Here is a 24,835-nt window from a genome sequence, read left to right as displayed (position 1 = left end):
CTTGACGCTGCTGGCAGTGGTTATTCTGCTGGTGGCGTTCTGGCTTTTTTTCGGAGGAAGTGCACATACCGGGCAGCAGGATAGGGAGACTCCCGGAACGATAGATGCAGAACAGTATCCGGCAGAGACTTCAGGTGACGGAACGGATCCGGAAACACTTTATCAGCCGGAAGAAGACGGCGCGAAAGTAACGGTTAGTACGGTGAAGGAGATTGCCGGGGAGACAGATGAGATTACAGTCGGAATGGATGTGTCTGAGTTTCAGGGAACCATTGATTGGGAAAAGGTGGCAGAGTCCGGCATTGATTTTGTGATGGTCCGTGTAGGCTATCGTTCTCTGGGAAACGGAGAGATCCGGGAGGATGCCTGTGCCAGATATAATTTGCAGGAAGCAGATGCCAACGGAATCAAACTTGGCGCTTATTTTTTCTCAACAGCTGTGACGGAAGAGGAAGCCCGGGAAGAGGCGGCATGGACTGCGAATTTACTGGGGGGATATCCGATTACGTACCCGGTGGCCTACAACTGTGAAGGTTTTCAAAATGCGGGCAGCAGGCAGTATGGCTTGAGTATAGAGGAACGGTCAAATTTGGCGCAGACATTTCTGGATGAGTTGGAAGCGCAGGGATATACAGGAATGTTTTATGCGGCAAAAAATGAACTGGCAGAGAATAGCCTGTGGCTGACGGATGAGCTGGAATTGAAATACCGGATCTGGGTAGCCAGATATGGACTGACCGGTGCCGACCGGCCAGATTATGACGGATCCTATGTCATGTGGCAGTATACCAATCAGGGAAGTGTTCCGGGAGTAGATGCTTACGTGGATCTGGATATGGCCTACTTTGGATACAGCAATACAGCATTCGCACAGCAGGAGGGGGCTGCGGAACATGTGGAAGCGGATCCGGAGGTGGGCGTGACGTTTGAAGAAGTAGAGGAACAGGTGACTTCCAAGGACGTAACGAATCTACGCAGTACTATGGAGCAGACGGATGACAGTAATGTGGTAGTAAAACTGCAGAACGGAGAGACAGCTACCCGGACGGGAATTGGCAATAATGGCTGGTCCCGTGTGGAATACGATGGACAGCGTCTGTATGCGGTGTCCAGTTATTTGACAACAGATTTATCCTACAAGACGCCGGCGAAAGCGGCAGATGATGGATTTAAAACAAAATTTACTGCGGTCAGTGAGCAGGTGACAGCGAAAGATGTAACGAACCTTAGAAACAGACCTAGTGTGGAAGAACCGTCAGAAGTGATTGTTCAACTCCACAATGGTGAGATGATTGTAAGGACGGGCATATCTGACATGGGCTGGTCCCGTGTGGAATACAATGGCCAGACATTGTATTGTATCAGCAGTTATCTGCAGATTGTAGAATGAGGAGAGTAACAAAAGATGGAATTAACTTGGAGTATGTTTCTGATTGTATGCCCGCTGGTATTTTTGGCGGGCTTTGTAGATGCCATTGGAGGAGGCGGTGGACTGATTTCCCTTCCGGCCTATTTTCTGGCAGGGGTTCCGGTACACCATGCACTGGCAACGAATAAAATGTCTTCTGCGTCCGGCACATTGATTTCAACTATCCGGCTGTGCCACAATACGGTAATCCGCTGGAAACTGGCAATTCCGGCAGTACTTTGTGCACTGACAGGCTCCTATATCGGAACCAGACTGACCATGCTGACGGATGAGCGGATTTTGAAACATGTACTGATGATTGTGCTTCCGGTCGTTGCCTTTTTTGTATTTCGGAAAAATTCTCTGATCACCGAAAAAGAGAATCGATTGGAAGAACGGAAAGAAATGATCATTACCTGGATCGGTTCACTTTTTATAGGATGTTATGACGGATTTTACGGACCGGGAACCGGAACTTTTTTGATTCTGGTATTTATGGGGCTTGCGCATATGACATCCATGGAAGCGGCAGCCTATACAAAGATTGTGAATCTGAGTTCTAATATTGCTTCTCTTGTGACCTTCCTCTATGGTGGACAGGTAGTGCTTGTTCTGGGACTGGCAGCTTCGGCATTCAGTATTGCTGGACATTATACAGGAGCAGGTATGGTGCTGAAAAATGGATCCAAAATTATCAGGCCTATTATTCTTGTGGTGCTGATGCTGTTGTTTATTAAAATTGTGACCGACTTATAAATAAGAAATAATAAGACCGGGGCAGACGTTTTGTCTGTCCCGGTTTTGTGTACGTATAGAAATTTGTCATCGATCCCATTTGTCGCAGAGAGAATTGATCTGACTGATAAATTTGGCGAGATCCTTGTTGGCTCCGCCTTCGTTGTGGTAAATGACCTGCATAAGCCGTTTGCCTGCTTCGATAAGCCTTGTGTACATATCAGATTTGCGTCTGGCAGCAGGTTTCTCGGCAGATACTGGAATCTTCAGACCTTCCTTGATCCATAAGCCGGTGGCAAGGTCGAACAGGGCACCGGAGAAGGGAGCGAAAGCAGGAATCTGGTATTCTTCATTGAGGCATGTGGTAAAATCATCACAAACCGTATCTTCGCCGTGTACGACGAATACCATTTCTGGTTTGGGTGAAAATGCCTTAACCCAATTTAACAGACCGTTTTTGTCGGCGTGGCCACTGATACCCTGAAGCTGTTTGATCTCGGCTCTGATTTCGATCGTCTCACCGAAGAGCTTGCAGTATTCGGCTCCTTCAATGAGGGAACGTCCTAGCGTATTGTAGGCCTGATACCCTACAATCAGGACGGTACATTCCGGACGCCACAGATTATGTTTCAGGTGGTGTTTGATACGGCCGGCTTCGCACATACCGGAAGCGGAAATAATGACCTTCGGCTCAGCATTAAAATTGATGGCCTTGGACTCATCACTGGAGACTGCCAGATGAAGGTTCGGGAACCTGATCGGGCTGATACCGGCATTGATGAGTGCCATGGCATCATCGTCAAAGCAGGACTGAAAGTTCTTATTAAAAATAGAAGTCGCTTCAATGGCCAGAGGACTGTCCACATAAACAGGAAAATCAAAATCCAGAAGCTTCCGCTCTTTGATATCACGGATAAAATACAGGAGCTCCTGGGTTCTGCCGACTGCAAATGCCGGGATGACCAGATTGCCTCCGCGCTTCAGTGTGGTATTGATGACAGAAGCCAGTTCTGCTGCATAATCAGGTGGTGCATCGTGATAACGGTCGCCATAAGTGGATTCCATGACCACATAGTCTGCAGTGTCCGTAGGAATCGGGTCCTTGATGAGTGGTTGATTGATATTTCCAATATCACCGGAGAAAACAATCTTTTTTGACACTCCATCTTCTTCAATCCACACTTCGATGGAGGAGGAACCGAGAAGATGGCCGACATCGCGAAATCTTACATGGATACCTGGGCAAAGTTCGATTTTCTGCTCGTAATCGCAGGGATGGAAGAGACCGATGGCACCGAGAGCATCAGCCATGGTGTAGAGGGGTACATATTCTTCCAAACCGGCACGTTTTCCTTTCCGGTTACGCCATTCTGCCTCAAATTCCTGAATGTGGGCACTGTCGCGGAGCATGATACTGCACAGATCGCTGGTGGCGAAGGTGGAAATAATATCTCCGTGAAATCCGTTCTTATATAAAAGTGGTAAACGGCCCGAATGATCGATGTGGGCATGTGTCAGCAGAACATAATCAATCTGGTTGATGGGTACTGGGATATCCTGATTCACGTAGATATCTTTGCCCTGTTCCAGACCACAGTCTACAAGGATATGTTTTCCACACGCTTCCAGATAGTGACAGCTTCCGGTGACCTCATGGTCTGCGCCTACAAAACCTAGTCTCATAAAACAACCCCCTTACAATTTTTCTTATCAATATGATATCAAGTTATGTGTGCAGATGCAACAAACAGAAGAGAAATATTTGTAAAAATATGTAATAAAAAACGGAATAATACAAAAAAAGTATACAATATGCATAAAATCTCGGAATTTTTAGTGCTGTCTTGTGCTGAGGAGGCAAAGCAGATATAATTATTTATATTATATATAAGGAAGAGAAAGGTTTTAAATATATGTTCATAGCAGATAACTGGAAAGATTACGAAGTCATTGACTGTTCCGCAGGTGAGAAGCTGGAAAGCTGGGGAGGCTATCTCCTGGTGCGCCCGGATCCTCAGGTCATCTGGGATACGCCGAAGAAACATAAGGGTTGGAGAAAGATGAATGGACATTATCATCGCAGTGCCAAAGGCGGTGGTGAGTGGGAGTTCTTTGATCTGCCGAAGCAGTGGGAGATTGGATACGCCCTTCCATCCGGAAAGAAGCTCACCTTTAACCTGAAGCCCTTCAGCTTTAAGCATACAGGACTGTTCCCGGAGCAGGCGGCAAACTGGGACTGGTTCTCTGAGAAGATTCGGAATGCAGGGCGGCCGGTCAAAGTGTTGAACTTGTTTGCTTATACGGGTGGTGCAACATTGGCAGCAGCGGCAGCAGGTGCTTCGGTTACCCATGTGGATGCTTCTAAAGGAATGGTGGCATGGGCGAAGGAAAATGCGAAGAGCTCAGGATTGGAAGATGCACCGATCCGCTGGCTGGTGGATGACTGCCAGAAATTCGTAGAGAGGGAGATCCGCCGCGGCAATCATTATGACGCGATTATTATGGATCCACCTTCTTATGGAAGAGGACCGAAAGGTGAGATCTGGAAGATTGAGGATGCGATTCATCCACTGGTGAAACTGTGTACCCAGATTTTAAGTGATGATCCGCTTTTCTTCCTTATTAATTCCTACACAACCGGTCTTCAGCCTGCGGTACTGTCTTATATGCTGGGAACAGAACTCAAAAAGTTTGGCGGCCATGTAGATTCCCAGGAAGTGGGCCTCCCGGTAACCGAGAGCGGACTGGTACTGCCCTGCGGTGCCAGCGGACGGTGGGAAGCATAGAAGAAAGATATACAGGAGAAGAACGATGGGATACTTAATTGCAGAAACAACGCGAGAAGAACGCGAAAAAATCGTGGCAGAGTCTCTTGGCAACATCGAAGCGAATTGTGATGGATGCATGTCTGGACTTGCAGAAATGTATCAGGATTATATTGATGGAAAAAAAGAACTCCGTGAGATTAACATGGAGTTTAACGCCAGATATACAAAAGAAGATATCCGTCCGGAAAGAATGGGTTGCTTCTATAAATAAGGCTGCTAGGAAGGAAAAAACGGCGCAACTGGGTTGTGTACAAGTTGCACAATTCAGATGCGCATATTTCATTAAATTTCATAAAAAAATATTTCGCATATATTTCAAAAAAGTCTTGCCAAATCGAGCATTTTCCTATATACTAATTCATGTTGTGACATGATAGCAATGAAGCGCGAGGTTGCCACATAGCAATATACATGTGGGTTTTCCGTGGAGCGAATGTCAAGTTAGCAAACTGGCGACAAGTCACTGTACAAGTAAAGAACTTCTTGTGTAAGAGGTAAAATCGTGTGAGTATCCACGTGATACGCACGGATGAGTGTACAGTCACCGCTTGTCGTACTGGTAGTCTAAAGTACGAATAAGGAGGCGACTTTTTTTATGGCAAGTCAAGTAATGAGAATCACAATGAAAGCATATGATCATCAGCTGATCGATGCATCCGCCAAGAAAATTATCGAGACGGTAAAGAAAACGGGATCTAAGGTGAGCGGACCGGTGCCGCTGCCGACTAAGAAGGAAGTAGTAACTATTCTTCGTGCAGTACACAAATACAAAGATTCCAGAGAGCAGTTCGAGCAGAGAACTCACAAGAGACTGATCGACATCATCGCACCGACGCAGAAGACGGTTGACGCACTGTCCCGCCTTGAGATGCCTGCAGGTGTGTATGTTGATATTAAAATGAAAAACAAATAATTCCTGCGGCTAGAATGAATTCCTTAAAAGAAGGTATTCCGCTGTAGAGAGAACAGGAGGAAACGTAAGAATGAAGAAAGCTATCTTAGCTACAAAAGTCGGAATGACTCAGATCTTCAACGAAGACGGAGTGCTCACTCCGGTTACCGTGCTTCAGGCCGGACCGTGTGTTGTAACTCAGGTTAAAACCGTAGAGAACGACGGATATGCCGCTGTTCAGGTTGGTTTCGTTGATACCAGAGAAAAACTGGTGAACAAAGCAGAGAAAGGACACTTTGACAAAGCAGGCGTTGCTTACAAGAAATTTGTCAGAGAGTTTAGATTAGAGAATGCTGCTGAGTACGCACCGGCACAGGAGATCAAAGCAGACATCTTCGCTGCAGGCGATAAGATCGATGCAACTGCTGTATCCAAAGGAAAAGGTTTCCAGGGTGCTATTAAGAGACTTGGCCAGCACAGAGGACCGATGGCTCATGGTTCCAAATTCCATCGTCATCAGGGTTCCAACGGCGCTTGCTCCGATCCGAGTAAGGTATTCAAAGGAAAAGGAATGCCTGGACACATGGGCGCTAAACAGATTACTATCCAGAATCTGGAAGTAGTCAAAGTTGACGCAGAGAACAACTTACTGTTGGTAAAAGGTGCGGTACCAGGACCTAAGAAAGCCTTAGTTACCATCAAAGAGACCGTTAAGAGCGGTAAATAAGGTTTAGGGAAAGGAGGAACACATAAATGGCAAACGTATCTGTTTATAATATGGAAGGCAAAGAAGTTGGCGCAATCGAGTTAAATGATGCAGTATTTGGTGTTGAAGTAAACGAACATCTGGTACACATGGCAGTCGTTGCACAGCTTGCAAATAAAAGACAGGGAACTCAGAAAGCAAAAACCCGTTCCGAAGTTTCCGGTGGTGGAAGAAAACCGTGGAGACAGAAAGGAACCGGACATGCTCGTCAGGGTTCAACAAGAGCTCCGCAGTGGACTGGCGGTGGCGTAGTATTCGCTCCGACTCCGAGAGATTACACGATCCGTCTGAACAAGAAAGAGAAGAGACTTGCTCTGAAATCTGTTCTGACCAACTGTGTAAATGAGAATAAATTCATCGTTCTCGATGAACTGAAATTCGACGAGATCAAAACTAAAAAAATGCAGGCAGTTCTGGATGCACTGAACGTATCCAAAGCGCTGGTAGTTCTCAACGAGAACGACACTAACGTTGTTAAGTCTGCAAGCAACATCGCAAACATTCAGACAGCTCTGACCAACACCATCAATGTGTATGACATTCTGAAATACAACACGGTTGTTGTTACCAAGGATGCTGTTAAGACCATCGAGGAGGTATATGCATAATGGCTGATATCAAATACTATGATGTAATCCTCAAACCGGTTATCACTGAGAAGAGTATGGCAGCTATGAGCGAGAAAAAATACACTTTCCTTGTTCATACCGAGGCTACCAAATCTCAGGTGAAAGAAGCAGTAGAGAAAATGTTCGCTGGTACTAAAGTACAGAGCGTAAACACCATGAACTGCGACGGAAAGAATAAGAGACGTGGCATGGTTGTCGGCAAAACCGCAAAAACCAAAAAAGCCATCGTTCAGCTGACTGCAGACAGCAAAGACATCGAGATCTTTGAGGGACTGTAAGTCGTAAGCGATTTAAAACTATGTGCATACGAGCACGACAATTTCGTAGATATTGAAAGGAGATAAAGTAATGGGAATCAAAACATACCGCCCATATACACCTTCCAGAAGACATATGTCCGGTTATGATTTCGCGGAGATCACCAAAAGCACTCCGGAGAAATCTCTGGTCGTTTCTCTTAAGAAAAACGCAGGACGTAATGCTCAGGGTAAAATCACTGTGAGACACCGTGGAGGTGGATCCAGAAGAAAATATAGAATCATCGATTTCAAGAGAAGAAAAGATGGAGTTCCGGCAACTGTTGTTGGTATCGAGTACGATCCGAACAGAACTGCTAACATTGCACTGATCTGCTACGCAGACGGTGAGAAAGCTTACATCCTTGCTCCGCAGGGACTGAAAGTTGGAATGGTTATTATGAATGGACCGGAGGCAGAGGTTCATGTAGGAAACTGCCTGCCGCTGGAGAATATTCCGGTTGGTACTATGGTTCATAACGTAGAGTTATACGCTGGTAAGGGCGGACAGCTGGTTCGTTCTGCTGGTAACAGCGCTCAGCTGATGGCTAAGGAAGGCAAATATGCTACCTTGAGAATGCCGTCCGGCGAGATGAGAATGGTTCCGCTGAACTGCCGTGCAACCGTTGGTGTTGTAGGTAATGGCGAGCACAACCTGATCAACGTTGGTAAAGCTGGTCGTAAACGTCACATGGGAATTAGACCTACTGTCCGTGGTTCCGTCATGAACCCGAACGATCATCCGCATGGTGGTGGAGAAGGAAAGACTGGTATCGGTCGTCCGGGTCCGTGCACACCTTGGGGTAAACCGGCTCTTGGTCTTAAGACTAGAAAGAAGAACAAGCAGTCCAACAAGCTGATCGTTAGAAGAAGAGATGGCAGAACATTCAAATAAGGAATAGGAGGTTTCACAATGGCTCGTTCATTAAAAAAAGGACCATTTGCAGATGCTAGCCTGCTTAAGAAAGTAGACGCTATGAACGCAAGCGGAAGTAAGGCCGTGATCAAGACCTGGTCTCGCCGTTCCACCATTTTCCCGCAGATGGTTTCACATACAATCGCAGTACACGATGGAAGAAAACATGTTCCGGTATATGTTACTGAGGATATGGTAGGACACAAACTCGGAGAGTTCGTTCCGACCAGAACTTACAGAGGACATGGAAAAGACGAGAAGAAGTCCAGACGTTAGTCGTTGATATATTGGAAGGAGGTTACATCGAATGGCAAAGGGATCCAGAAGTCAGATTAAGAGAGAAAGAAATGCCCAGAAGGATACCAGACCGTCTGCTAAGTTATCTTATGCACACGTTTCTGTCCAGAAGGCTTGCTTCGTTTTAGATGCCATCAGAGGTAAAGACGTGGAAACTGCACTTGGTATTGTTGCTTACAATCCGAGATATGCATCCACACTGATTGAGAAATTATTAAAGTCCGCAATCGCAAATGCGGAGAACAATAACGGAATGCACGCTGAGAATCTTTATGTAGCTGCCTGCTATGCAGACAAGGGACCGACCATGAAGAGAATCAGACCGAGAGCACAGGGCCGCGCTTATCGTATCGAGAAGAGAATGAGCCACATCACGATCGTGCTTGACGAGAAGAAATAAGGAGGACAATCATGGGACAGAAAGTTAACCCGCACGGCCTTAGAGTCGGTGTTATTAAAGACTGGGATTCCAAATGGTATGCGGAAGCAGATTTCGCAGACTGCCTGGTTGAAGATTATCAGATCAGAAAGTTCCTGAAAAAGAAACTGTACAGCGCTGGAGTTTCCAAGATTGAGATCGAGAGAACCTCCGACCGCGTTAAAATTATCATCTCTACTGCAAAACCGGGTATGATCATCGGTAAAGGCGGAGCAGAGATCGAAAAAGTAAGAGCTGAATTACAGAAGATGACTACTAAGAAAGTAGTTGTAGATATTAAAGAAGTTAAGAGACCGGACCGTGAGGCTCAGCTCGTTGCAGAGAACATTGCACAGCAGCTGGAGAATCGTATCTCCTTCCGTCGTGCTATGAAATCCTGCATGGGACGTGCTATGAAGTCTGGTGCAAAGGGAATTAAAGTTACCTGTTCAGGTCGTCTTGGCGGCGCTGATATGGCTCGTACCGAGACTTATTCAGATGGTACAATCCCGCTGCATACTCTGAGAGCAGATATTGACTATGGTTTCGCAGAAGCAGATACTACCTACGGCAAAACTGGCGTAAAGGTATGGATCTACAGAGGCGAGATTCTTCCAACAAAGGCAGCAAAGGAAGGGAGCGATAAATAATGTTAATGCCAAAGAGAGTAAAGCGCCGTAAACAGTTCCGCGGTACTATGACCGGTAAGGCGCTTAGAGGTAATAAGATTACAAATGGTGAATATGGTATTGTTGCTCTTGAGCCGTGCTGGATCAAATCCAATCAGATCGAGGCAGCCCGTATCGCTATGACCCGTTACATCAAACGTGGTGGTAAAGTTTGGATCAAAATTTTCCCGGATAAACCCGTAACCAACAAGCCGGCTGAGACCCGTATGGGTTCCGGTAAAGGAACGCTGGAGTACTGGGTGGCAGTTGTTAAACCGGGCCGTGTTATGTTTGAGATTTCCGGAGTATCCGAAGAGATCGCAAAAGAGGCACTGCGTCTGGCTACCCACAAGTTACCCTGCAAATGTAAAGTCGTTTCTCGCGCAGACTTAGAAGGCGGTGATAACAGTGAAAATGAATAAATATGTTGAAGATTTAAAAGCAAAATCAGCTGCAGAACTGAACAATGAGTTAGTAGCTGCAAAGAAGGAACTTTTCAACCTGAGATTCCAGAATGCAACCAATCAGCTGGATAACACGGCAAGAATCAAAGAGGTTCGTAAGAATATTGCCCGTATTCAGACTGTTATCGCACAGAAGAATGCGTAAGCCTGGAAGCTGCAGTTTGAGAAAGGAGAACAATCGTGGAAAGAAATCTGAGAAAAACCCGTGTCGGTAAAGTGGTTAGCAATAAAATGGATAAGACCATCGTAGTTGCTGTAGAGAACCATGTAAAACATCCGCTCTACGGAAAGATCGTTAAGAAGACTTATAAATTAAAAGCGCACGATGAGAATAATGAGTGCGGAATCGGTGATACCGTAAAAGTTATGGAGACCAGACCGCTGTCTAAAGACAAGAGATGGAGACTGGTTAGCATTATTGAGAAAGCCAGATAGGAGGATGCCGCAATGGTACAGCAGGAAACAAGACTGAAAGTTGCTGATAACACCGGTGCAAAAGAATTACTCTGCATCCGCGTTATGGGCGGCTCTACAAGAAGATATGCAAACATCGGCGATGTGATCGTTGCCAGCGTTAAAGATGCAACACCAGGCGGTGTTGTTAAAAAGGGCGATGTAGTGAAGGCTGTTGTAGTCCGCACTGTTAAAGGCGCTCGCCGTAAAGACGGCTCCTACATCAAATTTGATGAGAATGCCGCAGTTATTATCAAAGAGGATAAGAACCCGAGAGGAACTCGTATCTTTGGGCCGGTAGCGAGAGAGCTTCGTGAGAAACAGTTCATGAAGATCGTATCCCTTGCTCCGGAAGTATTATAGGAGGTATCGGAATATGTCTACAATGAAAATTAAAAAAGGCGACACCGTCAGAGTCATTGCCGGTACTGACAAAGGAAGCGAAGGCAAGGTTATCGCTGTAAATCATAAAAACAACACCGTTCTTGTTGAAGGTGTAAACATGATTACAAAACACACCAAACCGTCACCGGCTAATCAGGAAGGCGGAATCATTCATCAGGAAGGACCGATCGACGCTTCTAACGTTATGTTCGTAAGCGATGGAAAAGTTTCCAGAATCGGTTTCAAGATGGACGGAGACAAGAAAGTCCGCGTTGCAAAAGCAACCGGTAAGGTTATCGACTAATATTTGAGGAAGGAGGTCTGGAGAAGTTGAGTAGACTCAGTGAGCAGTACAAAAATGAGATCGTAGACGCTATGATCAAAAAATTTGAATATAAAAACATTATGGAAGTGCCGAAGCTTGACAAAGTTGTTATCAACATGGGTGTCGGCGAGGCTAAAGAGAATGCTAAAGTGCTGGATTCTGCAGTAAAAGATCTGGAGACCATCACCGGTCAGAAAGTAGTTCTGACCAGAGCAAAGAATTCCGTAGCAAACTTCAAAATCCGTGAGGGTATGCCGATCGGATGCAAAGTTACCCTGCGTGGTGAGAAAATGTACGAGTTCGTGGATCGTCTGGTAAACCTGGCGCTCCCGCGTGTACGTGACTTCCGTGGTGTAAATCCGAACGCTTTCGATGGCAGAGGAAACTATGCACTCGGAATCAAAGAACAGCTGATTTTCCCGGAAATTGAATATGATAAAGTGGACAAAGTAAGAGGTATGGATATTATCTTCGTTACTACCGCTAAGACAGACGAGGAGGCTCGTTATCTGTTAAGCTTATTCAATATGCCATTCGCTAAATAGGAGGGAATTTCATGGCTAAGACATCGATGAAAATCAAACAGCAGCGCAAACAGAAATTCTCCACCAGAGAATACAGCCGCTGCAGAATTTGCGGTCGTCCGCATGCTTACCTTAGAAAATATGGAATCTGCAGAATTTGCTTCCGTGAGCTGGCTTATGCAGGCCAGATCCCGGGCGTAAAGAAAGCAAGCTGGTAGAAAGGAGACGTCAAAATGACAACGAACGATCCAATCGCAGATATGCTCACTAGAATCCGCAATGCGAACACTGCAAAGCATGACACTGTAGATGTTCCGGCATCCAAGATGAAACTTGCAATCGCAGACATCCTGGTTGATGAGGGATATGTTGAGAAATACGATCTGGTAGATAACGGAAACTTCAAAGATATCCGTATCACCTTAAAATATGGAAAAGACAAAAACGATAAAATTATCGCTGGTCTGAAGAGAATTTCCAAACCGGGTCTGCGTGTATACGCAGCAAAGGATGAGCTTCCGAAAGTTCTCGGTGGCCTTGGAATCGCTATCATCTCCACCAATAAAGGTGTGATGACTGACAAGAAAGCTAGACAGCTGAATGTTGGTGGCGAAGTTCTTGCATTTGTTTGGTAGTAAATATTTATTTACCATATAACTCACTGAAAACAGAAGGGACAAAGTTGTCCCTTCCGAAAATCTAAGTAAGGAGGATTTGAATTATGTCCCGTATCGGAAGATTACCGGTAGCGATCCCGGACGGAGTAACCGTGACCGTAGCCGAGGGAAACAAAGTGACCGTAAAAGGCCCGAAGGGAACTCTGGAAAGAGTACTTCCCGCAGAAATGACAATCAAAGTTGAGGATGGACACGTAGTAGTGACCAGACCGAACGATCTGAAGAAGATGAAATCTTTACACGGATTAACCAGAACTCTGATTTCTAACATGGTAACTGGTGTTCACACTGGTTATGAGAAAGTTCTTGAGGTAAACGGTGTTGGTTATCGTTGCTCCAAATCTGGAAAGAACCTGACTCTTCATCTTGGATACTCTCATCCGGTTGAGATGACTGATCCGGAAGGTCTTGAGGCTGTTGTAGACGGCAACAAGATCACCGTTAAGGGAATCGACAAGGAAAAAGTTGGCCAGTACGCTGCTGAGATTCGCGATAAGAGAAGACCTGAGCCGTATAAGGGCAAAGGTATCAAGTATGAGACCGAAGTTATCAGACGTAAAGTTGGTAAGACTGGTAAGAAATAAATAAGGAGAGTGTAAAGATGGTTAGTAAGAAATCAAGAAGCGAAGTTCGCGCTAAAAAGCATTACAGACTGCGCAACCACATCAGCGGCACCGCTGAGAGACCCCGTCTGGCAGTGTTCAGAAGTAATAATCATATGTATGCTCAGATTATTGACGACACCGTTGGAAACACTCTGGTATCTGCTTCTACCCTTCAGAAGGATGTAAAAGCTGAGCTTGAGAAAACCAACAACGTTGATGCAGCAGCATATCTTGGAAAAGTTATCGCAGAGAAAGCCCTTGAAAAAGGAATCAAAGAGGTTGTATTTGACCGTGGCGGATTCATTTATCAGGGTAAGATTGCAGCACTGGCTGAGGCAGCCCGTGAAGCAGGACTGGAATTTTAGAGGAGGAGGAGACATAACATGAGACATGAGATCATTGATGCAAGTCAGTTAGAACTGACTGATAAAGTCGTGTCAATCAAGCGTGTTAGTAAGACCGTAAAAGGCGGACGTAGCATGCGTTTCACGGCTCTGGTAGTCGTTGGTGACGGAAATGGTCACGTAGGCGCTGGTCTTGGAAAAGCCACTGAAATTCCGGAAGCTATCCGCAAAGGAAAAGAAGATGCCGTTAAGAAACTGGTGACCGTCGCACTGGATGAGAATAAGAGTATTCCGCATGACAACTTTGGTAAGTTCGGAAGCGCTTCCGTGCTGCTGAAGAAATCCCCGGAAGGTACCGGTATCATCGCAGGAGGTCCTGCACGTGCCGTTGTAGAGCTTGCTGGTATCAAGAATATCCGTACCAAATCTCTTGGATCTAACAACAAACAGAACGTAGTTCTGGCTACTATCGATGGACTGGCAAAACTGACTTCTCCGGAGGAAGTTGCTAAGAAGCGTGGTAAATCTGTAGACGAGATCATGGCATAAGGAGGAGAATGAAAATGGCAGAGAAATTAAAAATCACATTAGTAAAATCTCCTATCGGCGCCATCCCGAAGCAGAAGGCTACGGTAGAAGCACTTGGTCTGAAGAAAGTAAACAAGACCGTTGAAATGCCGGATAACGAAGCAGTTCGTGGAATGATCTGGCATGTAAGACACTTAGTAAAAGTGGAAGAAATCTAATTATCAGAAAGTAAGGAGGTGTCACAATGGACTTATCTAATTTACAGTACGCTGAAGGCTCCAGACAGAGCAACAACTTCAGAAGAGGCCGTGGACATGGTTCAGGAAATGGTAAGACTGCAGGTAAGGGCCACAAAGGTCAGAAAGCTCGTTCAGGAGCTCCGAGACCGGGCTTTGAGGGTGGTCAGATGCCGTTATACAGAAGACTCCCGAAGAGAGGCTTTACCAATCGTAACAGCAGAGAGATCGTTGCGATCAACTTAAGCGCTCTGGAAGCTTTCGAGAATGATAGCGTTGTTTCTGTAGAGACTCTGATTGCAGAAGGAATCGTTAAGAACCCGAAAGACGGAGTAAAGATTCTTGGAAATGGAGAATTAACCAAGAAACTGACTGTACAGGCAAATGCTTTTTCTGCAAGTGCAGCAGCTAAAATTGAGGCTCTTGGTGGAAAAGCCGAGGTGATCTAATGTTCAAAACCTTGCGGAACGCATTAAAAATTGAAGATATTCGTAAAAAGTTAATCTTTACATTTTTTATGCTGATCGTTGTACGGTTCGGTTCACAGCTTCCGATTCCGGGTGTGAATAGAAGCTACTTCCAGCAATGGTTTGCACAGCAGACCGGTGACGCATTCAACTTCTTTGATGCGTTCACCGGTGGTTCTTTTACGAGCATGTCTCTCTTTGCGCTGGGTATTACGCCGTACATCACTTCTTCCATTATTGTCCAGCTTCTGACTATTGCTATTCCTAAACTGGAAGAGATGCAGAAAGATGGCGAGGACGGAAGAAAGAAAATACAGACCATTTCCCGTTATCTGACCGTTGCCTTGGCGCTGATCGAAGGTATTGCCATGACGATCGGATTCGGTGGAAGAGGATTGCTGGAATCTGCAACGATTCCGAATATGATTGTTGTCGTGGCTGCCATGACAGCAGGAAGTGCATTCCTTATGTGGATCGGTGAAGAGATTACACAGTATGGTGTTGGTAATGGTATTTCTATTGTATTGTTAATCAACATCGTATCCAGAATCCCGGACGATTTCGTAACACTGTTTGATCAGTTTATGAAAGGTAAGACGATTCTGAATGCAGTGCTTGCAGCTTTGATCATTATCGGGGTTGTACTTGTAACGGTTATTTTTGTTGTTATCCTGCAGGATGGAGAGCGCAGAATTCCGGTACAGTATGCAAAGAAAATGCAGGGCCGCAAGATGGTTGGCGGACAGTCCACCAACATACCTTTGAAGGTAAATACTGCAGGTGTAATTCCAGTCATCTTCGCATCTTCGCTGATGAGCTTCCCGGGAGTGATCGCATCACTTCTTGGAAAAACGGGTGGAACTGGAATTGGTTCCAAAATTCTGACTGGATTAAGTCAGTCCAGCTGGTGTGATCCCAGCCGGCCGATTTATTCGATCGGACTTTTGATTTACATTGTATTAGTTGTATTCTTTGCATACTTCTATACATCCATCACGTTTAATCCGATTGAGGTTTCCAATAATATGAAGCGCCAGGGTGGATTCATTCCAGGTATTCGTCCGGGTAAGCCGACTACGGAATATCTCAGCAAGATTTTAAATTACATTGTATTTATCGGTGCAGTAGGACTGATTATAGTATGTGTGATCCCGATTGTATTCAATGGCGTTTTCGGCGCTGATGTTTCCTTCGGCGGTACATCCATCATCATTATTGTCGGAGTTGTTCTGGAGACATTAAAGCAGATCGAATCTCAGATGCTGGTACGTTACTATAAAGGTTTTCTGAACGATTAGTCGATGAAGAAAAAAGCCTGTACGGAAATGCCAATCTGGTAATTTTGTACAGGCTATTTTAAAATGTATAAACTGGTATAAATTGGAGAAACTATTATGAAAATCATTATGTTGGGAGCTCCTGGTGCAGGAAAAGGAACTCAGGCAAAGAAAATTGCAGCGAAATGTGAAATCCCGCACATTTCTACAGGAGATATTTTCCGCGCAAACATTAAAAACGATACAGAGCTTGGAAAGAAAGCAAAGACATACATGGATCAGGGACTGCTGGTTCCGGATGAACTGGTATGTGACCTGGTAGTTGACAGAATTCAGCAGGATGACTGTAAGAAGGGATATATTCTGGATGGATTCCCACGTACGATCCCGCAGGCAGAGAGTCTTGATAAGGCGCTCGCAGCCATTGGTGAAAAAATGGATTATGCTATTGACGTGGAAGTACCAGATGAAAATATCGTAAAAAGAATGGGCGGACGCCGCGCATGCGTTGGCTGCGGAGCGACCTATCATCTGGTTTATGCACCGACAAAAAAAGAAGGTATTTGTGACGCGTGCGGAGGAGATCTGATTCTTCGTGACGATGACAAGCCGGAAACCGTACAGAAACGTCTGGGTGTTTATCATGAGCAGACCCAGCCGCTGATTGATTATTATAAGAAACAGGGTATCCTGAAAGAAGTAGACGGATCCGTTGATATGGAAGATGTCTTCAAGGAGATCCTGAAGATTCTGGGAGTATAAAAAGATGGCAGTTACGGTTAAATCTGCAAGAGAAATTGAATTGATGCGGGAAGCTGGAAGACTTCTGGAAATTGTTCATGACGAGATGGCAAAAATCATCCGTCCGGGGATTTCCACCATGGATATTAATGAGAGGGGAGACAAGGTGATCCGCGAACTTGGATGTAAACCGAATTTCCTGAATTACGGTGGTTTTCCGGCATCCATCTGTGTTTCCGTGAATGAAGAGGTTGTTCATGGAATTCCGCGCAGAGATCATTTCCTGAAAGAAGGAGACATTGTCAGCCTGGATGCAGGATTGATTTACAAAGGATATCATTCCGATGCAGCCAGAACTCATGCAGTGGGAGCCATCAGTCCGGAGGCACAGAAGCTTCTGGATGTGACGAAGCAGAGTTTCTTTGAAGGAATTAAGCAGGCGAAAGCAGGCAATCACCTTTTTGATATATCTGCAGCCATCGACGACTATGTGAGCGGTTTTGGATATGGAATCGTTCAGGATCTGGTCGGTCATGGAATTGGCACTAATCTCCATGAAGATCCCCAGATTCCGAATTTCCGTCAGAAACGCCACGGCATCAAACTGGTGCCGGGTATGACACTGGCCATTGAACCTATGGTCAATATGGGTACCTGGAAAGTAAAATGGCTGGATGATGAATGGACGGTAATATCCGAAGACCATTCGCTCTCTGCTCATTATGAGAATACCATTCTCATAACGGATGGAGAACCGGAGATCCTGACACTTCATATGTAGATTCGAGAGGAATCATATCTATGGTAAAAATGGAAGTGGGCATGCTGGCCAGAAGTAAGGCTGGACATGACAGGAACAGACTCTATGTCATAGACCGTATAGATGCAGAATATGTATGGTTATTAGATGGGGTTCACCACACAACGGAGAATCCGAAAAAGAAAAAACGCAGACATGTGCAGGTCATTCACCGGTATGTGTCGTCAGATAGCCAAAACTGGCAGGAGGATAAGAATGTCTAAAGCAGATGCAATTGAAATTGAAGGAACTGTAATCGAAAAGCTCCCGAATGCAACTTTCCAGGTAGAACTGGAAAATGGTCATAAAGTGCTTGCACATATCAGCGGAAAACTCCGTATGAATTTCATCCGTATATTACCGGGTGATAAAGTGACCATCGAGCTTTCTCCGTATGATCTTTCCAAGGGAAGAATTATTTGGAGAGATAAATAAGAAAGTTAATATGATTGTAAAAGACAGGTCTGTAACGGATCTGTCTTTTTTTGAAATTTTCAAAAAAACTCTTGCAATTTGAAAATTGATATGCTACTATACTCTAGTATGATTTTCACGGAGTCTTTGCGCCTGTTTTTGTGCGCTTTTCAATGATTTTTGTGGGGATCGGAAACAAGAAACGCCTTGTTTTCCTGATAGTTTCGCTTCAGAACCCAGTGGCGAGGCAAGAAGGAAAACGCAAGATGTGAAAGGAGGATTTTTACGATGAAAGTAAGATCATCTGTAAAGCCCATTTGCGAAAAATGCAAAATCATCAAAAGAAAAGGCAGTATCAGAGTAATTTGCGAGAATCCGAAGCATAAACAGCGTCAGGGCTAATTTCGCAAACTGTGATTCTTGTGAAAATTTTTTTGTGCGGCTGCATGAACGCATCTTTGATGATGTTGCATGATTACAAAATAGATTTGACCAGGATTATTCACAATGATATTGCTTAAAACGGAGAAATGCGGATGCAGAGTATCTGAAAGGTCGGGTATTTATCCGGCTGGATGTACCGAATGTGTATATCCCATTTAGGAAAGTGTCAGCGGGCACCTATTAAAAAACGCCCGGAACCCAATTTTTTATTAGGAGGAATAATCACAATGGCTCGTATTGCTGGTGTAGATTTACCGAGAGAGAAACGTGTAGAGATCGGTCTGACTTACATCTTCGGAATCGGAAGAGTAAGCTCCAACCGTATTCTTGCACAGGCTGGGGTTAACCCGGATACCCGTGTCAGAGATCTGACTGACGATGAGGTAAAGAGAATCAGTGCAGTTATCGACGAGACTCAGACCGTCGAGGGTGATCTGAAGAGACAGATCGCAATGGATATCAAGAGACTTCAGGAGATCGGATGCTATAGAGGTGTTCGTCATCGTAAGAGCCTTCCGGTTCGTGGTCAGAAAACTAAGACCAACGCAAGAACCAGAAAGGGTCCGAAGAAGACTGTTGCTAACAAGAAGAAATAAGTTTCCCGTTAATAGATAGAATTTAAGAAAGTAGGTTAGTTTAGAAATGGCTAAAGTTACGAAAAAAGTGACAAAAAAGCGTATCAAGAAAAACGTTGAACGCGGACAGGCACATATCCAGTCATCTTTCAATAACACAATCGTTACCCTGACCGATGCAGAAGGTAACGCACTGAGCTGGGCAAGTGCCGGTGGTCTTGGTTTTAGAGGTTCAAGGAAATCTACTCCCTATGCAGCTCAGACTGCTGCAGAGACAGCTACCAAAGCAGCTCTTATTCACGGTCTTAAGACTGTAGACGTATTCGTAAAAGGACCTGGTTCAGGAAGAGAGGCAGCTATCCGTGCGCTTCAGGCTTGCGGACTTGAGGTTGTCAGCATCACAGACGTGACTCCGGTACCGCACAATGGATGCCGGCCGCCGAAACGCAGAAGAGTTTAATAGGAGGGTATGAAAGATGGCAGTAAATAGAACACCTGTCCTTAAAAGATGCCGGTCCCTTGATCTGGACCCGATCTATTTAGGAATTGATAAAAAATCTAACAGACATTCTCAGAAAGGCAATAAGAAGATTTCCGAGTACGGACTTCAGCTGAGAGAAAAACAGAAAGCAAAATTCATTTACGGCGTACTTGAGAAACCTTTCCGTAACTACTACGAGAAGGCTGATCGTATGAAAGGTATGACCGGTGAGAACCTGATGGCTATGCTTGAGACCAGACTGGATAACGTAATTTTCCGTCTTGGATTCGCAAGAACCCGTAAAGAGGCTAGACAGATCGTTGATCACAAACACGTTCTCGTAAACGGCAAACAGGTAAATATTCCGTCTTACCTTGTTAAAGCTGGTGATACTGTAGAGATCAAAGAGTCCTGCAAAGGATCTGATCGTTACAAATCCGTACTTGAGACTACTGCTGGAAGACTTGTTCCGGAGTGGCTTGAGTCCGATCAGGAGAACCTGAAAGGTGTAGTTAAAGAGCTTCCGACCAGAGACATGATTGATGTCCCGGTTAACGAGATGCTTATCGTCGAGCTGTATTCTAAGTAATTTGTCGCCTAACACAGAACAGGAGGGGCTTTTCGTGGTGGTATTTAATAAACCCAAAATTGAAATAGCAGATATTTCAGAAGATAAAAAATATGGTAAGTTCGTAGTGGAACCATTGGAAAGAGGCTATGGTACGACCCTCGGCAACTCCCTGAGAAGAATTATGCTGTCCTCCCTGCCGGGTTCCGCTGTGAGCCAGGTAAAGATTGATGGCGTGCTTCACGAGTTCAGCTCTATCCCTGGCGTCAAAGAAGATGTAACTGAGATCATTATGAACATCAAGAGCCTGTCAATTAAGAACAACAGCGACTCTGACGAGCCGAAGGTTGCTTATATTGATTTCGAGGGCGAAGGTGTTGTAACCGCAGCTGATATTCAGTGCGATCCGGATGTAGAGATTCTGAATCCGGAAGTAGTGATTGCACATCTGAATGGCGGTGCAGACAGCAAACTTTACATGGAGCTGACCATTACCAAGGGCAGAGGCTATGTGAGCGCTGACAAGAATAAGAATGACGAGCTTCCTATCGGTGTGATTGCGGTGGATTCCATCTACACACCAGTGGAGCGTGTAAACCTTAAAGTAGAGAATACCCGTGTTGGGCAGATTACAGACTATGACAAACTGACTCTGGATGTGTACACCAATGGCACACTGGCTCCGGATGAGGCTGTCAGTCTTGCAGCAAAGGTTCTGAGCGAGCATTTAAGCCTGTTCATCGACCTTTCTGAAAATGCAAAATCTGCTGAAATTATGGTAGAGACTGAGAATGACGAGAAAGAGAAAGTTCTTGAGATGAATATTGATGAACTGGAACTGTCCGTACGTTCTTATAACTGCCTGAAGAGAGCGGGAATCAATACAGTAGAAGAGCTTTGCAACCGCACTTCTGAGGATATGATGAAGGTTCGTAATCTTGGTCGTAAGTCTCTGGAAGAGGTACTTGCAAAACTGAAAGAACTTGGTCTGGAGTTAAACCAGAGCGAGGAGTAAAGAATGATAACTGCCCGCATTAGTAAGTCCGATGAGCGTAATGCGGGTAGATGTATGTAAGTTGAAGCCAGACCCCTGGACAGTAAGTCCGATGAAGCGTGTGCAGGGGCGCAACCAAATGGAGGAAAATTAAAATGGCAAAATATAGAAAACTGAGCAGAACTGCTTCTCAGAGAAAAGCATTACTTAGAGGACAGGTAACCGCACTGCTGGCTAACGGCAAAATCGTTACCACCGAGGCTAAGGCTAAAGAGATCCGTAAAATCGCAGAGGGTATCATCGCTCTGGGCGTAAAAGAGAAAGATAACTTCGAGACTGTAAAAGTTACCGCTAAAGTTGCTCGTAAAGACAAAGATGGTAAGAGAGTCAAAGAAGTTGTTGATGGAAAGAAAGTAACTGTTTATGATGAAGTTGAGAAAGAGATCAAAAAAGATCTTCCGTCCAGACTTCATGCAAGAAGACAGATGCTAAAAGTTCTCTACACCGTTAAGACTCCGGTAGAGGGAAGCAAAAAGACCAAAGAAGTAGATATGGTTGCTAAGATCTTCGATGAGATCGCACCGAAATACGCTGGAAGAAACGGCGGATATACCCGTATCGTTAAAATCGGCCAGAGAAAAGGTGACGCAGCTATGGAAGTTCTTCTGGAGCTCGTTTAATTTAAGTTTGAACCTTTTGAACCGCAGGAATTTGTTCCTGCGGTTTTTTTATGATACAGGAATTGCCATCTAAGTAGAAATCTTCTATAATGGATACAAACAGGGAAAGGCAGGTATCTCATATGGATATTCTTTGGAGCGATCGGAAAAGATGGACGTTTTTAGGACTTCCGTGGACATTTACAAAATACACTTGTACGTCGGAAAAATTTATTGTAGAATCCGGAGTTTTTTCTAAAAAAGAGGAGGAGATCCGGCTGTACCGTATTATGGATCTGACACTGGAGCGGTCTTTCGTACAGAGACTGTTTGGAATGGGAACCATTACCTGCGATACGGTAGATAAATCTACCCCAAAACTGTGCATTATAAATGTAAAGGACTCCAGACGGGTCAAAGAACTGATTTCAGAGGCGGTAGAAAAAGAACGTGTGAAAAAACGGGTATCTTCCCGCGAATATATGACAGTGGATGATGATTGTGATTGCGACTGTGACTGTGATCACGATCATGAGGAGGATGAATCAAAATGATAAACGAGACCATGTATGGCCTTGGAAGTAAGAGCTCCGTGATTCGCGAGCTCTTTGCTTATGGTCTGGAGAGAAAAAAAGTTGTAGGAGAGGACAAGGTATATGATTTCAGTCTGGGAAATCCCAGCATTCCGGCACCCCATGAGGTAAAAGATGCATTACTGAAGCTTCTGGAAGAACCAGCAGAGGTGCTGCACAGTTATTCTCCGGCATCCGGTGATCCAAAAGCAAAGCAGATGCTGGCAGAATCTGTAAACCGCAGATTTGAAACCCATTTCAGCGGGGATAATTTCTATATGACAGTGGGTGCTGCGGCCTCTCTCAATATCAGCATTCATGCCATCACCAATCCAGGGGATGAGTTTATCACCTTTGCACCGTTTTTTCCGGAATACACGGTTTGGGTGGAAAATGCAGGGGCAAAGCTGCTCATTACTCCGGCTGATACAGAGAGTTTTCAGATAGATTTTGAAGCTTTTGAGAAACTTTTGAGCCCGAAGACGAAGGGCATTATTATTAATTCTCCGAATAATCCAAGCGGCGTCGTTTATTCGGAGGATACGATTATCAAATTGTCTAAAGTGCTTTGTAAGAAAGAAAAAGAGTATGGACATACTATTTATCTGATTGCCGATGAACCTTATCGTGAGATTGTGTATGATGGACTGAATGTACCATATATTCCGAAATATTATAATGACACATTTGTATGTTATTCTTACAGCAAATCCCTGTCTTTACCGGGTGAGCGCATTGGTTATATCATCGTGCCGGATGAGATGGCAGATTCCAAACGTGTGATGGCTGCGGTAAATGGTGCAGGACGTGCGCTGGGCTTTGTATGTGCGCCGGTGTTGTTCCAGAAAGCGGTTGCCATGTGTGCGGATGTACCAAGTGATATTGAGGCTTATGCTCGAAATAAAGATCTTCTTTACAATGGTCTGACAAGACTCGGCTATGACTGCGTACGGCCTCAGGGAGCATTCTATCTTTTTGTGAAATCTCCGGAGAAGAGCGGAGATGCAGGAGAGTTCTCTGAGCGCGCAAAGAAGCATGATGTACTGGTAGTTCCCAGTGACAGCTTCGGATGCCCCGGGTATGTAAGAATCTCTTACTGTGTGGCAGAGAAGACAATTCTGGATTCCCTGCCGGTATTTAAGGCGATTATGGAAGAACTGAAGGCAGAAAATTAGAGAATGATGGATGATACAGAAAAAAACCGGATTTGGCAGAAAATAACGGAATATGCAGAAGCTTCCGCATCAGAATTGTCAGAACTTCGGCGAGACTTTCATCGGCATCCGGAACCGGGCTGGATGGAATTTCGGACATCTGGCAGAATTGCGGATTTATTACATCTATATGGCTGCGATGAGGTGCTGACGGATCAACAGGTATGTAAAGCAGAAGCGCGTATGGGCGTACCGGAAGGCGGTGGCATGACAGGTGTGATCGGTATGCTGCATTGTGGAATGGGTCCCACGGTAGCGTTGCGATTTGATATAGATGCACTTCCTGTAAGGGAGTGTGAAGAACTGGATCATTTTCCTGCTCAGGAGGGCTTTCGATCTGAGCAGGCGGGGTATATGCATGCCTGCGGACATGATGGGCATATCACCGTAGGTTTAGGTACTGCGAAACTATTGTGTCAGATGAGAGAACAGCTTCACGGAACGGTAAAGTTTATTTTCCAGCCAGCAGAGGAAGGTGTTCGAGGAGCCCGGGCAATTGTGGAGAATGGTCACCTGGAGGATGTAGACTTTCTGCTTGGTGCTCATATGTATGGAGGGCCTGAGCAGCATCCGTGTGGTATCTGTATAACAGCGGGTCATGGACTGGCTACCACAAAGCTGGATGTGGATTTTCATGGGAAAGCATCCCATGCGGCGGCAGCGCCAGAACAGGGAAATAATGCATTGCTGGCAGCAGCGACCGCAGTATTGAATTTACAGGCCATTCCACGACATGGGAAGGCGGATACGAGAATCAATGTAGGAAAGCTGGTCGCGGGAAGCGGGCGAAATATTATCTGTGATGCTGCTCACATGGAATTGGAAGTAAGGGGAAAGACGTCGGAAGCCAATCAGTATATGCAGACCTATGCAGAGCGAATTGTCAAGTGTGCAGCGGAAATGCATGGTTGTACGGTAGAGACACATCTCATGGGTACAGCACTGAGCAGCAGTAATTCATCGGAGCTGAACGAACGATTGGAACAGGTATGTGCTGAGCAGCTGAAGATTCCGGTATGGCGCGACCCGGAAGCCTTCTCTAATGTGAGTGAAGATTTTTCCTGTATGTCGGAAGCGGTGAGATCCCATGGCGGACAGGCTTGTTATTTCCTGAATGTGAGCAGATGCTCAGCACCTCTTCACAATGACCGGTTTGATTTTCAGGAAGAAGCACTGGTAAATGGCGTGAAAGCGTTCTGCGGCGTGACAGCAGAACTGCTGAAAGCTTAATAGAACA

General features: G+C 45.2%; 40 protein-coding genes. 39 read left to right on the top strand and 1 reads right to left on the bottom strand.

What is annotated here, in order from left to right:
• Window position 1 precedes the first annotated feature (1 nt).
• Complete coding sequence (locus ACZMB2_RS10735) at window positions 2-1,390, top strand: GH25 family lysozyme (RefSeq protein ID WP_487596747.1); 1,389 nt, start codon at window positions 2-4, stop codon at window positions 1,388-1,390.
• 15 nt (window positions 1,391-1,405) lie between these two features.
• Window positions 1,406-2,164, top strand: a complete 759-nt coding sequence (locus ACZMB2_RS10730) for a sulfite exporter TauE/SafE family protein (RefSeq protein ID WP_487596746.1) — start codon at window positions 1,406-1,408, stop codon at window positions 2,162-2,164.
• Between the two features lie 66 nt (window positions 2,165-2,230).
• Here the strand turns inward: ACZMB2_RS10730 and ACZMB2_RS10725 are convergent, their stop codons facing one another.
• A complete protein-coding gene (locus ACZMB2_RS10725; RefSeq protein ID WP_487596745.1) occupies window positions 2,231-3,826 on the bottom strand; it encodes an MBL fold metallo-hydrolase RNA specificity domain-containing protein in 1,596 nt (531 codons plus the stop codon).
• A 230-nt stretch (window positions 3,827-4,056) separates the two neighbouring features.
• On the opposite strand from ACZMB2_RS10725, the gene ACZMB2_RS10720 reads away from it, so the two are divergent.
• The 37 genes from ACZMB2_RS10720 to ACZMB2_RS10540 all read left to right on the top strand — a co-directional run bounded on the left by ACZMB2_RS10720 (window position 4,057) and on the right by ACZMB2_RS10540 (window position 24,828).
• Window positions 4,057-4,929 carry a class I SAM-dependent methyltransferase gene (locus ACZMB2_RS10720; RefSeq protein ID WP_487596744.1) on the top strand — a complete coding sequence of 291 codons (873 nt, stop codon included), beginning with the start codon at window positions 4,057-4,059 and terminating at the stop codon, window positions 4,927-4,929.
• Window positions 4,930-4,954: 25 nt separating this feature from the next.
• Entirely contained in the window at window positions 4,955-5,182 is a 228-nt protein-coding gene (locus tag ACZMB2_RS10715; RefSeq protein ID WP_487596743.1) for a purine biosynthesis protein PurH, read from the top strand.
• Window positions 5,183-5,566: 384 nt separating this feature from the next.
• Entirely contained in the window at window positions 5,567-5,884 is a 318-nt protein-coding gene (gene rpsJ / locus ACZMB2_RS10710; RefSeq protein WP_118770721.1) for a 30S ribosomal protein S10, read from the top strand.
• Between the two features lie 70 nt (window positions 5,885-5,954).
• Window positions 5,955-6,590 (top strand): 50S ribosomal protein L3, encoded by a 636-nt coding sequence (rplC, locus tag ACZMB2_RS10705; protein ID WP_118770720.1) that lies wholly within the window; start codon window positions 5,955-5,957, stop codon window positions 6,588-6,590.
• Window positions 6,591-6,616: 26 nt separating this feature from the next.
• A complete protein-coding gene (gene rplD / locus ACZMB2_RS10700; RefSeq protein WP_487596742.1) occupies window positions 6,617-7,237 on the top strand; it encodes a 50S ribosomal protein L4 in 621 nt (206 codons plus the stop codon).
• Window positions 7,237-7,536: a 50S ribosomal protein L23 gene (rplW, locus tag ACZMB2_RS10695; RefSeq protein WP_118770718.1), complete on the top strand. Its 300-nt coding sequence runs from the start codon at window positions 7,237-7,239 to the stop codon at window positions 7,534-7,536. Before rplD ends, rplW begins: the two co-directional genes overlap by 1 nt.
• A gap of 70 nt (window positions 7,537-7,606) precedes the next feature.
• Window positions 7,607-8,449: a 50S ribosomal protein L2 gene (rplB, locus tag ACZMB2_RS10690; protein ID WP_118770717.1), complete on the top strand. Its 843-nt coding sequence runs from the start codon at window positions 7,607-7,609 to the stop codon at window positions 8,447-8,449.
• 18 nt (window positions 8,450-8,467) lie between these two features.
• Window positions 8,468-8,746: a 30S ribosomal protein S19 gene (gene rpsS / locus ACZMB2_RS10685; protein ID WP_117499418.1), complete on the top strand. Its 279-nt coding sequence runs from the start codon at window positions 8,468-8,470 to the stop codon at window positions 8,744-8,746.
• A 31-nt stretch (window positions 8,747-8,777) separates the two neighbouring features.
• On the top strand, window positions 8,778-9,167 hold the full coding sequence (gene rplV, locus ACZMB2_RS10680) for a 50S ribosomal protein L22 (protein ID WP_118770716.1): 390 nt from the start codon (window positions 8,778-8,780) through the stop codon (window positions 9,165-9,167).
• Between the two features lie 11 nt (window positions 9,168-9,178).
• Window positions 9,179-9,835 (top strand): 30S ribosomal protein S3, encoded by a 657-nt coding sequence (rpsC, locus tag ACZMB2_RS10675; RefSeq protein WP_118770715.1) that lies wholly within the window; start codon window positions 9,179-9,181, stop codon window positions 9,833-9,835.
• Entirely contained in the window at window positions 9,835-10,275 is a 441-nt protein-coding gene (gene rplP, locus ACZMB2_RS10670) for a 50S ribosomal protein L16 (RefSeq protein WP_118770714.1), read from the top strand. The genes rpsC and rplP overlap by 1 nt, the downstream gene beginning before the upstream one ends.
• A complete protein-coding gene (rpmC, locus tag ACZMB2_RS10665) occupies window positions 10,262-10,462 on the top strand; it encodes a 50S ribosomal protein L29 (RefSeq protein WP_118770713.1) in 201 nt (66 codons plus the stop codon). The genes rplP and rpmC overlap by 14 nt, the downstream gene beginning before the upstream one ends.
• A 35-nt stretch (window positions 10,463-10,497) precedes the next feature.
• Window positions 10,498-10,752, top strand: a complete 255-nt coding sequence (gene rpsQ, locus ACZMB2_RS10660; protein ID WP_487596741.1) for a 30S ribosomal protein S17 — start codon at window positions 10,498-10,500, stop codon at window positions 10,750-10,752.
• A gap of 12 nt (window positions 10,753-10,764) precedes the next feature.
• Window positions 10,765-11,133: a 50S ribosomal protein L14 gene (gene rplN, locus ACZMB2_RS10655; protein ID WP_087153629.1), complete on the top strand. Its 369-nt coding sequence runs from the start codon at window positions 10,765-10,767 to the stop codon at window positions 11,131-11,133.
• 13 nt (window positions 11,134-11,146) lie between these two features.
• The gene (gene rplX / locus ACZMB2_RS10650) at window positions 11,147-11,458 is read left to right on the top strand and encodes a 50S ribosomal protein L24 (RefSeq protein WP_487596740.1); all 312 of its coding nucleotides are present in this window, start codon (window positions 11,147-11,149) and stop codon (window positions 11,456-11,458) included.
• 26 nt (window positions 11,459-11,484) lie between these two features.
• Window positions 11,485-12,024: a 50S ribosomal protein L5 gene (rplE, locus tag ACZMB2_RS10645; protein WP_118770710.1), complete on the top strand. Its 540-nt coding sequence runs from the start codon at window positions 11,485-11,487 to the stop codon at window positions 12,022-12,024.
• A gap of 11 nt (window positions 12,025-12,035) precedes the next feature.
• Window positions 12,036-12,221, top strand: coding sequence for a type Z 30S ribosomal protein S14 (locus ACZMB2_RS10640; protein ID WP_117499434.1), 186 nt, complete (start codon window positions 12,036-12,038; stop codon window positions 12,219-12,221).
• Window positions 12,222-12,236: 15 nt separating this feature from the next.
• Window positions 12,237-12,638, top strand: coding sequence for a 30S ribosomal protein S8 (gene rpsH / locus ACZMB2_RS10635; protein WP_487596739.1), 402 nt, complete (start codon window positions 12,237-12,239; stop codon window positions 12,636-12,638).
• Between the two features lie 86 nt (window positions 12,639-12,724).
• Window positions 12,725-13,264 (top strand): 50S ribosomal protein L6, encoded by a 540-nt coding sequence (rplF, locus tag ACZMB2_RS10630; protein ID WP_118770708.1) that lies wholly within the window; start codon window positions 12,725-12,727, stop codon window positions 13,262-13,264.
• 17 nt (window positions 13,265-13,281) lie between these two features.
• Window positions 13,282-13,650 carry a 50S ribosomal protein L18 gene (rplR, locus tag ACZMB2_RS10625; protein ID WP_117499439.1) on the top strand — a complete coding sequence of 123 codons (369 nt, stop codon included), beginning with the start codon at window positions 13,282-13,284 and terminating at the stop codon, window positions 13,648-13,650.
• Window positions 13,651-13,668: 18 nt separating this feature from the next.
• Window positions 13,669-14,178, top strand: a complete 510-nt coding sequence (gene rpsE, locus ACZMB2_RS10620) for a 30S ribosomal protein S5 (protein WP_487596738.1) — start codon at window positions 13,669-13,671, stop codon at window positions 14,176-14,178.
• A gap of 14 nt (window positions 14,179-14,192) precedes the next feature.
• Entirely contained in the window at window positions 14,193-14,375 is a 183-nt protein-coding gene (gene rpmD / locus ACZMB2_RS10615; protein ID WP_487596737.1) for a 50S ribosomal protein L30, read from the top strand.
• 26 nt (window positions 14,376-14,401) lie between these two features.
• Complete coding sequence (gene rplO / locus ACZMB2_RS10610; protein WP_487596736.1) at window positions 14,402-14,842, top strand: 50S ribosomal protein L15; 441 nt, start codon at window positions 14,402-14,404, stop codon at window positions 14,840-14,842.
• Window positions 14,842-16,158 (top strand): preprotein translocase subunit SecY, encoded by a 1,317-nt coding sequence (secY, locus tag ACZMB2_RS10605; protein WP_487596735.1) that lies wholly within the window; start codon window positions 14,842-14,844, stop codon window positions 16,156-16,158. The genes rplO and secY overlap by 1 nt, the downstream gene beginning before the upstream one ends.
• Before the next feature lie 96 nt (window positions 16,159-16,254).
• Entirely contained in the window at window positions 16,255-16,899 is a 645-nt protein-coding gene (locus ACZMB2_RS10600; protein ID WP_487596734.1) for an adenylate kinase, read from the top strand.
• A 4-nt stretch (window positions 16,900-16,903) separates the two neighbouring features.
• A complete protein-coding gene (map, locus tag ACZMB2_RS10595) occupies window positions 16,904-17,659 on the top strand; it encodes a type I methionyl aminopeptidase (RefSeq protein WP_487596733.1) in 756 nt (251 codons plus the stop codon).
• Window positions 17,660-17,679: 20 nt separating this feature from the next.
• Window positions 17,680-17,901, top strand: a complete 222-nt coding sequence (locus ACZMB2_RS10590) for a KOW domain-containing RNA-binding protein (RefSeq protein ID WP_487596732.1) — start codon at window positions 17,680-17,682, stop codon at window positions 17,899-17,901.
• Window positions 17,894-18,112: a translation initiation factor IF-1 gene (gene infA, locus ACZMB2_RS10585; RefSeq protein WP_118770700.1), complete on the top strand. Its 219-nt coding sequence runs from the start codon at window positions 17,894-17,896 to the stop codon at window positions 18,110-18,112. The genes ACZMB2_RS10590 and infA overlap by 8 nt, the downstream gene beginning before the upstream one ends.
• A gap of 267 nt (window positions 18,113-18,379) precedes the next feature.
• The gene (rpmJ, locus tag ACZMB2_RS10580) at window positions 18,380-18,493 is read left to right on the top strand and encodes a 50S ribosomal protein L36 (protein WP_003497809.1); all 114 of its coding nucleotides are present in this window, start codon (window positions 18,380-18,382) and stop codon (window positions 18,491-18,493) included.
• A gap of 269 nt (window positions 18,494-18,762) precedes the next feature.
• On the top strand, window positions 18,763-19,131 hold the full coding sequence (rpsM, locus tag ACZMB2_RS10575; protein WP_487596731.1) for a 30S ribosomal protein S13: 369 nt from the start codon (window positions 18,763-18,765) through the stop codon (window positions 19,129-19,131).
• 46 nt (window positions 19,132-19,177) lie between these two features.
• Window positions 19,178-19,570 (top strand): 30S ribosomal protein S11, encoded by a 393-nt coding sequence (rpsK, locus tag ACZMB2_RS10570; protein WP_118770697.1) that lies wholly within the window; start codon window positions 19,178-19,180, stop codon window positions 19,568-19,570.
• Window positions 19,571-19,586: 16 nt separating this feature from the next.
• Entirely contained in the window at window positions 19,587-20,180 is a 594-nt protein-coding gene (gene rpsD / locus ACZMB2_RS10565; protein WP_487596730.1) for a 30S ribosomal protein S4, read from the top strand.
• Window positions 20,181-20,214: 34 nt separating this feature from the next.
• Window positions 20,215-21,174: a DNA-directed RNA polymerase subunit alpha gene (locus ACZMB2_RS10560; RefSeq protein WP_487596729.1), complete on the top strand. Its 960-nt coding sequence runs from the start codon at window positions 20,215-20,217 to the stop codon at window positions 21,172-21,174.
• A gap of 134 nt (window positions 21,175-21,308) precedes the next feature.
• A complete protein-coding gene (locus ACZMB2_RS10555) occupies window positions 21,309-21,833 on the top strand; it encodes a bL17 family ribosomal protein (protein ID WP_487596728.1) in 525 nt (174 codons plus the stop codon).
• Window positions 21,834-21,955: 122 nt separating this feature from the next.
• A complete protein-coding gene (locus ACZMB2_RS10550; protein ID WP_487596727.1) occupies window positions 21,956-22,366 on the top strand; it encodes a PH domain-containing protein in 411 nt (136 codons plus the stop codon).
• A complete protein-coding gene (locus tag ACZMB2_RS10545) occupies window positions 22,363-23,559 on the top strand; it encodes a pyridoxal phosphate-dependent aminotransferase (protein ID WP_118770693.1) in 1,197 nt (398 codons plus the stop codon). Before ACZMB2_RS10550 ends, ACZMB2_RS10545 begins: the two co-directional genes overlap by 4 nt.
• A gap of 3 nt (window positions 23,560-23,562) precedes the next feature.
• Window positions 23,563-24,828, top strand: coding sequence for an amidohydrolase (locus ACZMB2_RS10540; protein WP_487596726.1), 1,266 nt, complete (start codon window positions 23,563-23,565; stop codon window positions 24,826-24,828).
• Window positions 24,829-24,835: the final 7 nt, after the last annotated feature.

It is taken from the genome of Hominiventricola sp. (assembly GCF_057604405.1).
This window is presented reverse-complemented; position numbering and strand designations above follow the sequence as displayed.

What these genes read in the sequence shown, in the direction of transcription:
- rpsC (WP_118770715.1), top strand. Translation starts at nt 9,179, where the DNA reads ATGGGACAGAAAGTTAACCCGCACGGCCTTAGAGTCGGTGTTATTAAA.
- ACZMB2_RS10540 (WP_487596726.1), top strand. Translation starts at nt 23,563, where the DNA reads ATGATGGATGATACAGAAAAAAACCGGATTTGGCAGAAAATAACGGAA.
- ACZMB2_RS10600 (WP_487596734.1), top strand. Translation starts at nt 16,255, where the DNA reads ATGAAAATCATTATGTTGGGAGCTCCTGGTGCAGGAAAAGGAACTCAG.
- secY (WP_487596735.1), top strand. Translation starts at nt 14,842, where the DNA reads ATGTTCAAAACCTTGCGGAACGCATTAAAAATTGAAGATATTCGTAAA.
- ACZMB2_RS10590 (WP_487596732.1), top strand. Translation starts at nt 17,680, where the DNA reads ATGGTAAAAATGGAAGTGGGCATGCTGGCCAGAAGTAAGGCTGGACAT.
- rpsD (WP_487596730.1), top strand. Translation starts at nt 19,587, where the DNA reads ATGGCAGTAAATAGAACACCTGTCCTTAAAAGATGCCGGTCCCTTGAT.
- rpsS (WP_117499418.1), top strand. Translation starts at nt 8,468, where the DNA reads ATGGCTCGTTCATTAAAAAAAGGACCATTTGCAGATGCTAGCCTGCTT.
- rpsE (WP_487596738.1), top strand. Translation starts at nt 13,669, where the DNA reads ATGAGACATGAGATCATTGATGCAAGTCAGTTAGAACTGACTGATAAA.
- rpmJ (WP_003497809.1), top strand. Translation starts at nt 18,380, where the DNA reads ATGAAAGTAAGATCATCTGTAAAGCCCATTTGCGAAAAATGCAAAATC.
- ACZMB2_RS10720 (WP_487596744.1), top strand. Translation starts at nt 4,057, where the DNA reads ATGTTCATAGCAGATAACTGGAAAGATTACGAAGTCATTGACTGTTCC.
- infA (WP_118770700.1), top strand. Translation starts at nt 17,894, where the DNA reads ATGTCTAAAGCAGATGCAATTGAAATTGAAGGAACTGTAATCGAAAAG.
- rpsM (WP_487596731.1), top strand. Translation starts at nt 18,763, where the DNA reads ATGGCTCGTATTGCTGGTGTAGATTTACCGAGAGAGAAACGTGTAGAG.
- rplP (WP_118770714.1), top strand. Translation starts at nt 9,835, where the DNA reads ATGTTAATGCCAAAGAGAGTAAAGCGCCGTAAACAGTTCCGCGGTACT.
- ACZMB2_RS10640 (WP_117499434.1), top strand. Translation starts at nt 12,036, where the DNA reads ATGGCTAAGACATCGATGAAAATCAAACAGCAGCGCAAACAGAAATTC.
- rpmD (WP_487596737.1), top strand. Translation starts at nt 14,193, where the DNA reads ATGGCAGAGAAATTAAAAATCACATTAGTAAAATCTCCTATCGGCGCC.
- ACZMB2_RS10545 (WP_118770693.1), top strand. Translation starts at nt 22,363, where the DNA reads ATGATAAACGAGACCATGTATGGCCTTGGAAGTAAGAGCTCCGTGATT.
- rplR (WP_117499439.1), top strand. Translation starts at nt 13,282, where the DNA reads ATGGTTAGTAAGAAATCAAGAAGCGAAGTTCGCGCTAAAAAGCATTAC.
- ACZMB2_RS10555 (WP_487596728.1), top strand. Translation starts at nt 21,309, where the DNA reads ATGGCAAAATATAGAAAACTGAGCAGAACTGCTTCTCAGAGAAAAGCA.
- rpsJ (WP_118770721.1), top strand. Translation starts at nt 5,567, where the DNA reads ATGGCAAGTCAAGTAATGAGAATCACAATGAAAGCATATGATCATCAG.
- rplN (WP_087153629.1), top strand. Translation starts at nt 10,765, where the DNA reads ATGGTACAGCAGGAAACAAGACTGAAAGTTGCTGATAACACCGGTGCA.
- rpsH (WP_487596739.1), top strand. Translation starts at nt 12,237, where the DNA reads ATGACAACGAACGATCCAATCGCAGATATGCTCACTAGAATCCGCAAT.
- rpsK (WP_118770697.1), top strand. Translation starts at nt 19,178, where the DNA reads ATGGCTAAAGTTACGAAAAAAGTGACAAAAAAGCGTATCAAGAAAAAC.
- rplF (WP_118770708.1), top strand. Translation starts at nt 12,725, where the DNA reads ATGTCCCGTATCGGAAGATTACCGGTAGCGATCCCGGACGGAGTAACC.
- ACZMB2_RS10730 (WP_487596746.1), top strand. Translation starts at nt 1,406, where the DNA reads ATGGAATTAACTTGGAGTATGTTTCTGATTGTATGCCCGCTGGTATTT.
- ACZMB2_RS10550 (WP_487596727.1), top strand. Translation starts at nt 21,956, where the DNA reads ATGGATATTCTTTGGAGCGATCGGAAAAGATGGACGTTTTTAGGACTT.
- rplV (WP_118770716.1), top strand. Translation starts at nt 8,778, where the DNA reads ATGGCAAAGGGATCCAGAAGTCAGATTAAGAGAGAAAGAAATGCCCAG.
- rplO (WP_487596736.1), top strand. Translation starts at nt 14,402, where the DNA reads ATGGACTTATCTAATTTACAGTACGCTGAAGGCTCCAGACAGAGCAAC.
- ACZMB2_RS10725 (WP_487596745.1), bottom strand. Translation starts at nt 3,826, where the DNA reads ATGAGACTAGGTTTTGTAGGCGCAGACCATGAGGTCACCGGAAGCTGT.
- rplB (WP_118770717.1), top strand. Translation starts at nt 7,607, where the DNA reads ATGGGAATCAAAACATACCGCCCATATACACCTTCCAGAAGACATATG.
- rplC (WP_118770720.1), top strand. Translation starts at nt 5,955, where the DNA reads ATGAAGAAAGCTATCTTAGCTACAAAAGTCGGAATGACTCAGATCTTC.
- ACZMB2_RS10715 (WP_487596743.1), top strand. Translation starts at nt 4,955, where the DNA reads ATGGGATACTTAATTGCAGAAACAACGCGAGAAGAACGCGAAAAAATC.
- map (WP_487596733.1), top strand. Translation starts at nt 16,904, where the DNA reads ATGGCAGTTACGGTTAAATCTGCAAGAGAAATTGAATTGATGCGGGAA.
- rplD (WP_487596742.1), top strand. Translation starts at nt 6,617, where the DNA reads ATGGCAAACGTATCTGTTTATAATATGGAAGGCAAAGAAGTTGGCGCA.
- rplW (WP_118770718.1), top strand. Translation starts at nt 7,237, where the DNA reads ATGGCTGATATCAAATACTATGATGTAATCCTCAAACCGGTTATCACT.
- rplX (WP_487596740.1), top strand. Translation starts at nt 11,147, where the DNA reads ATGTCTACAATGAAAATTAAAAAAGGCGACACCGTCAGAGTCATTGCC.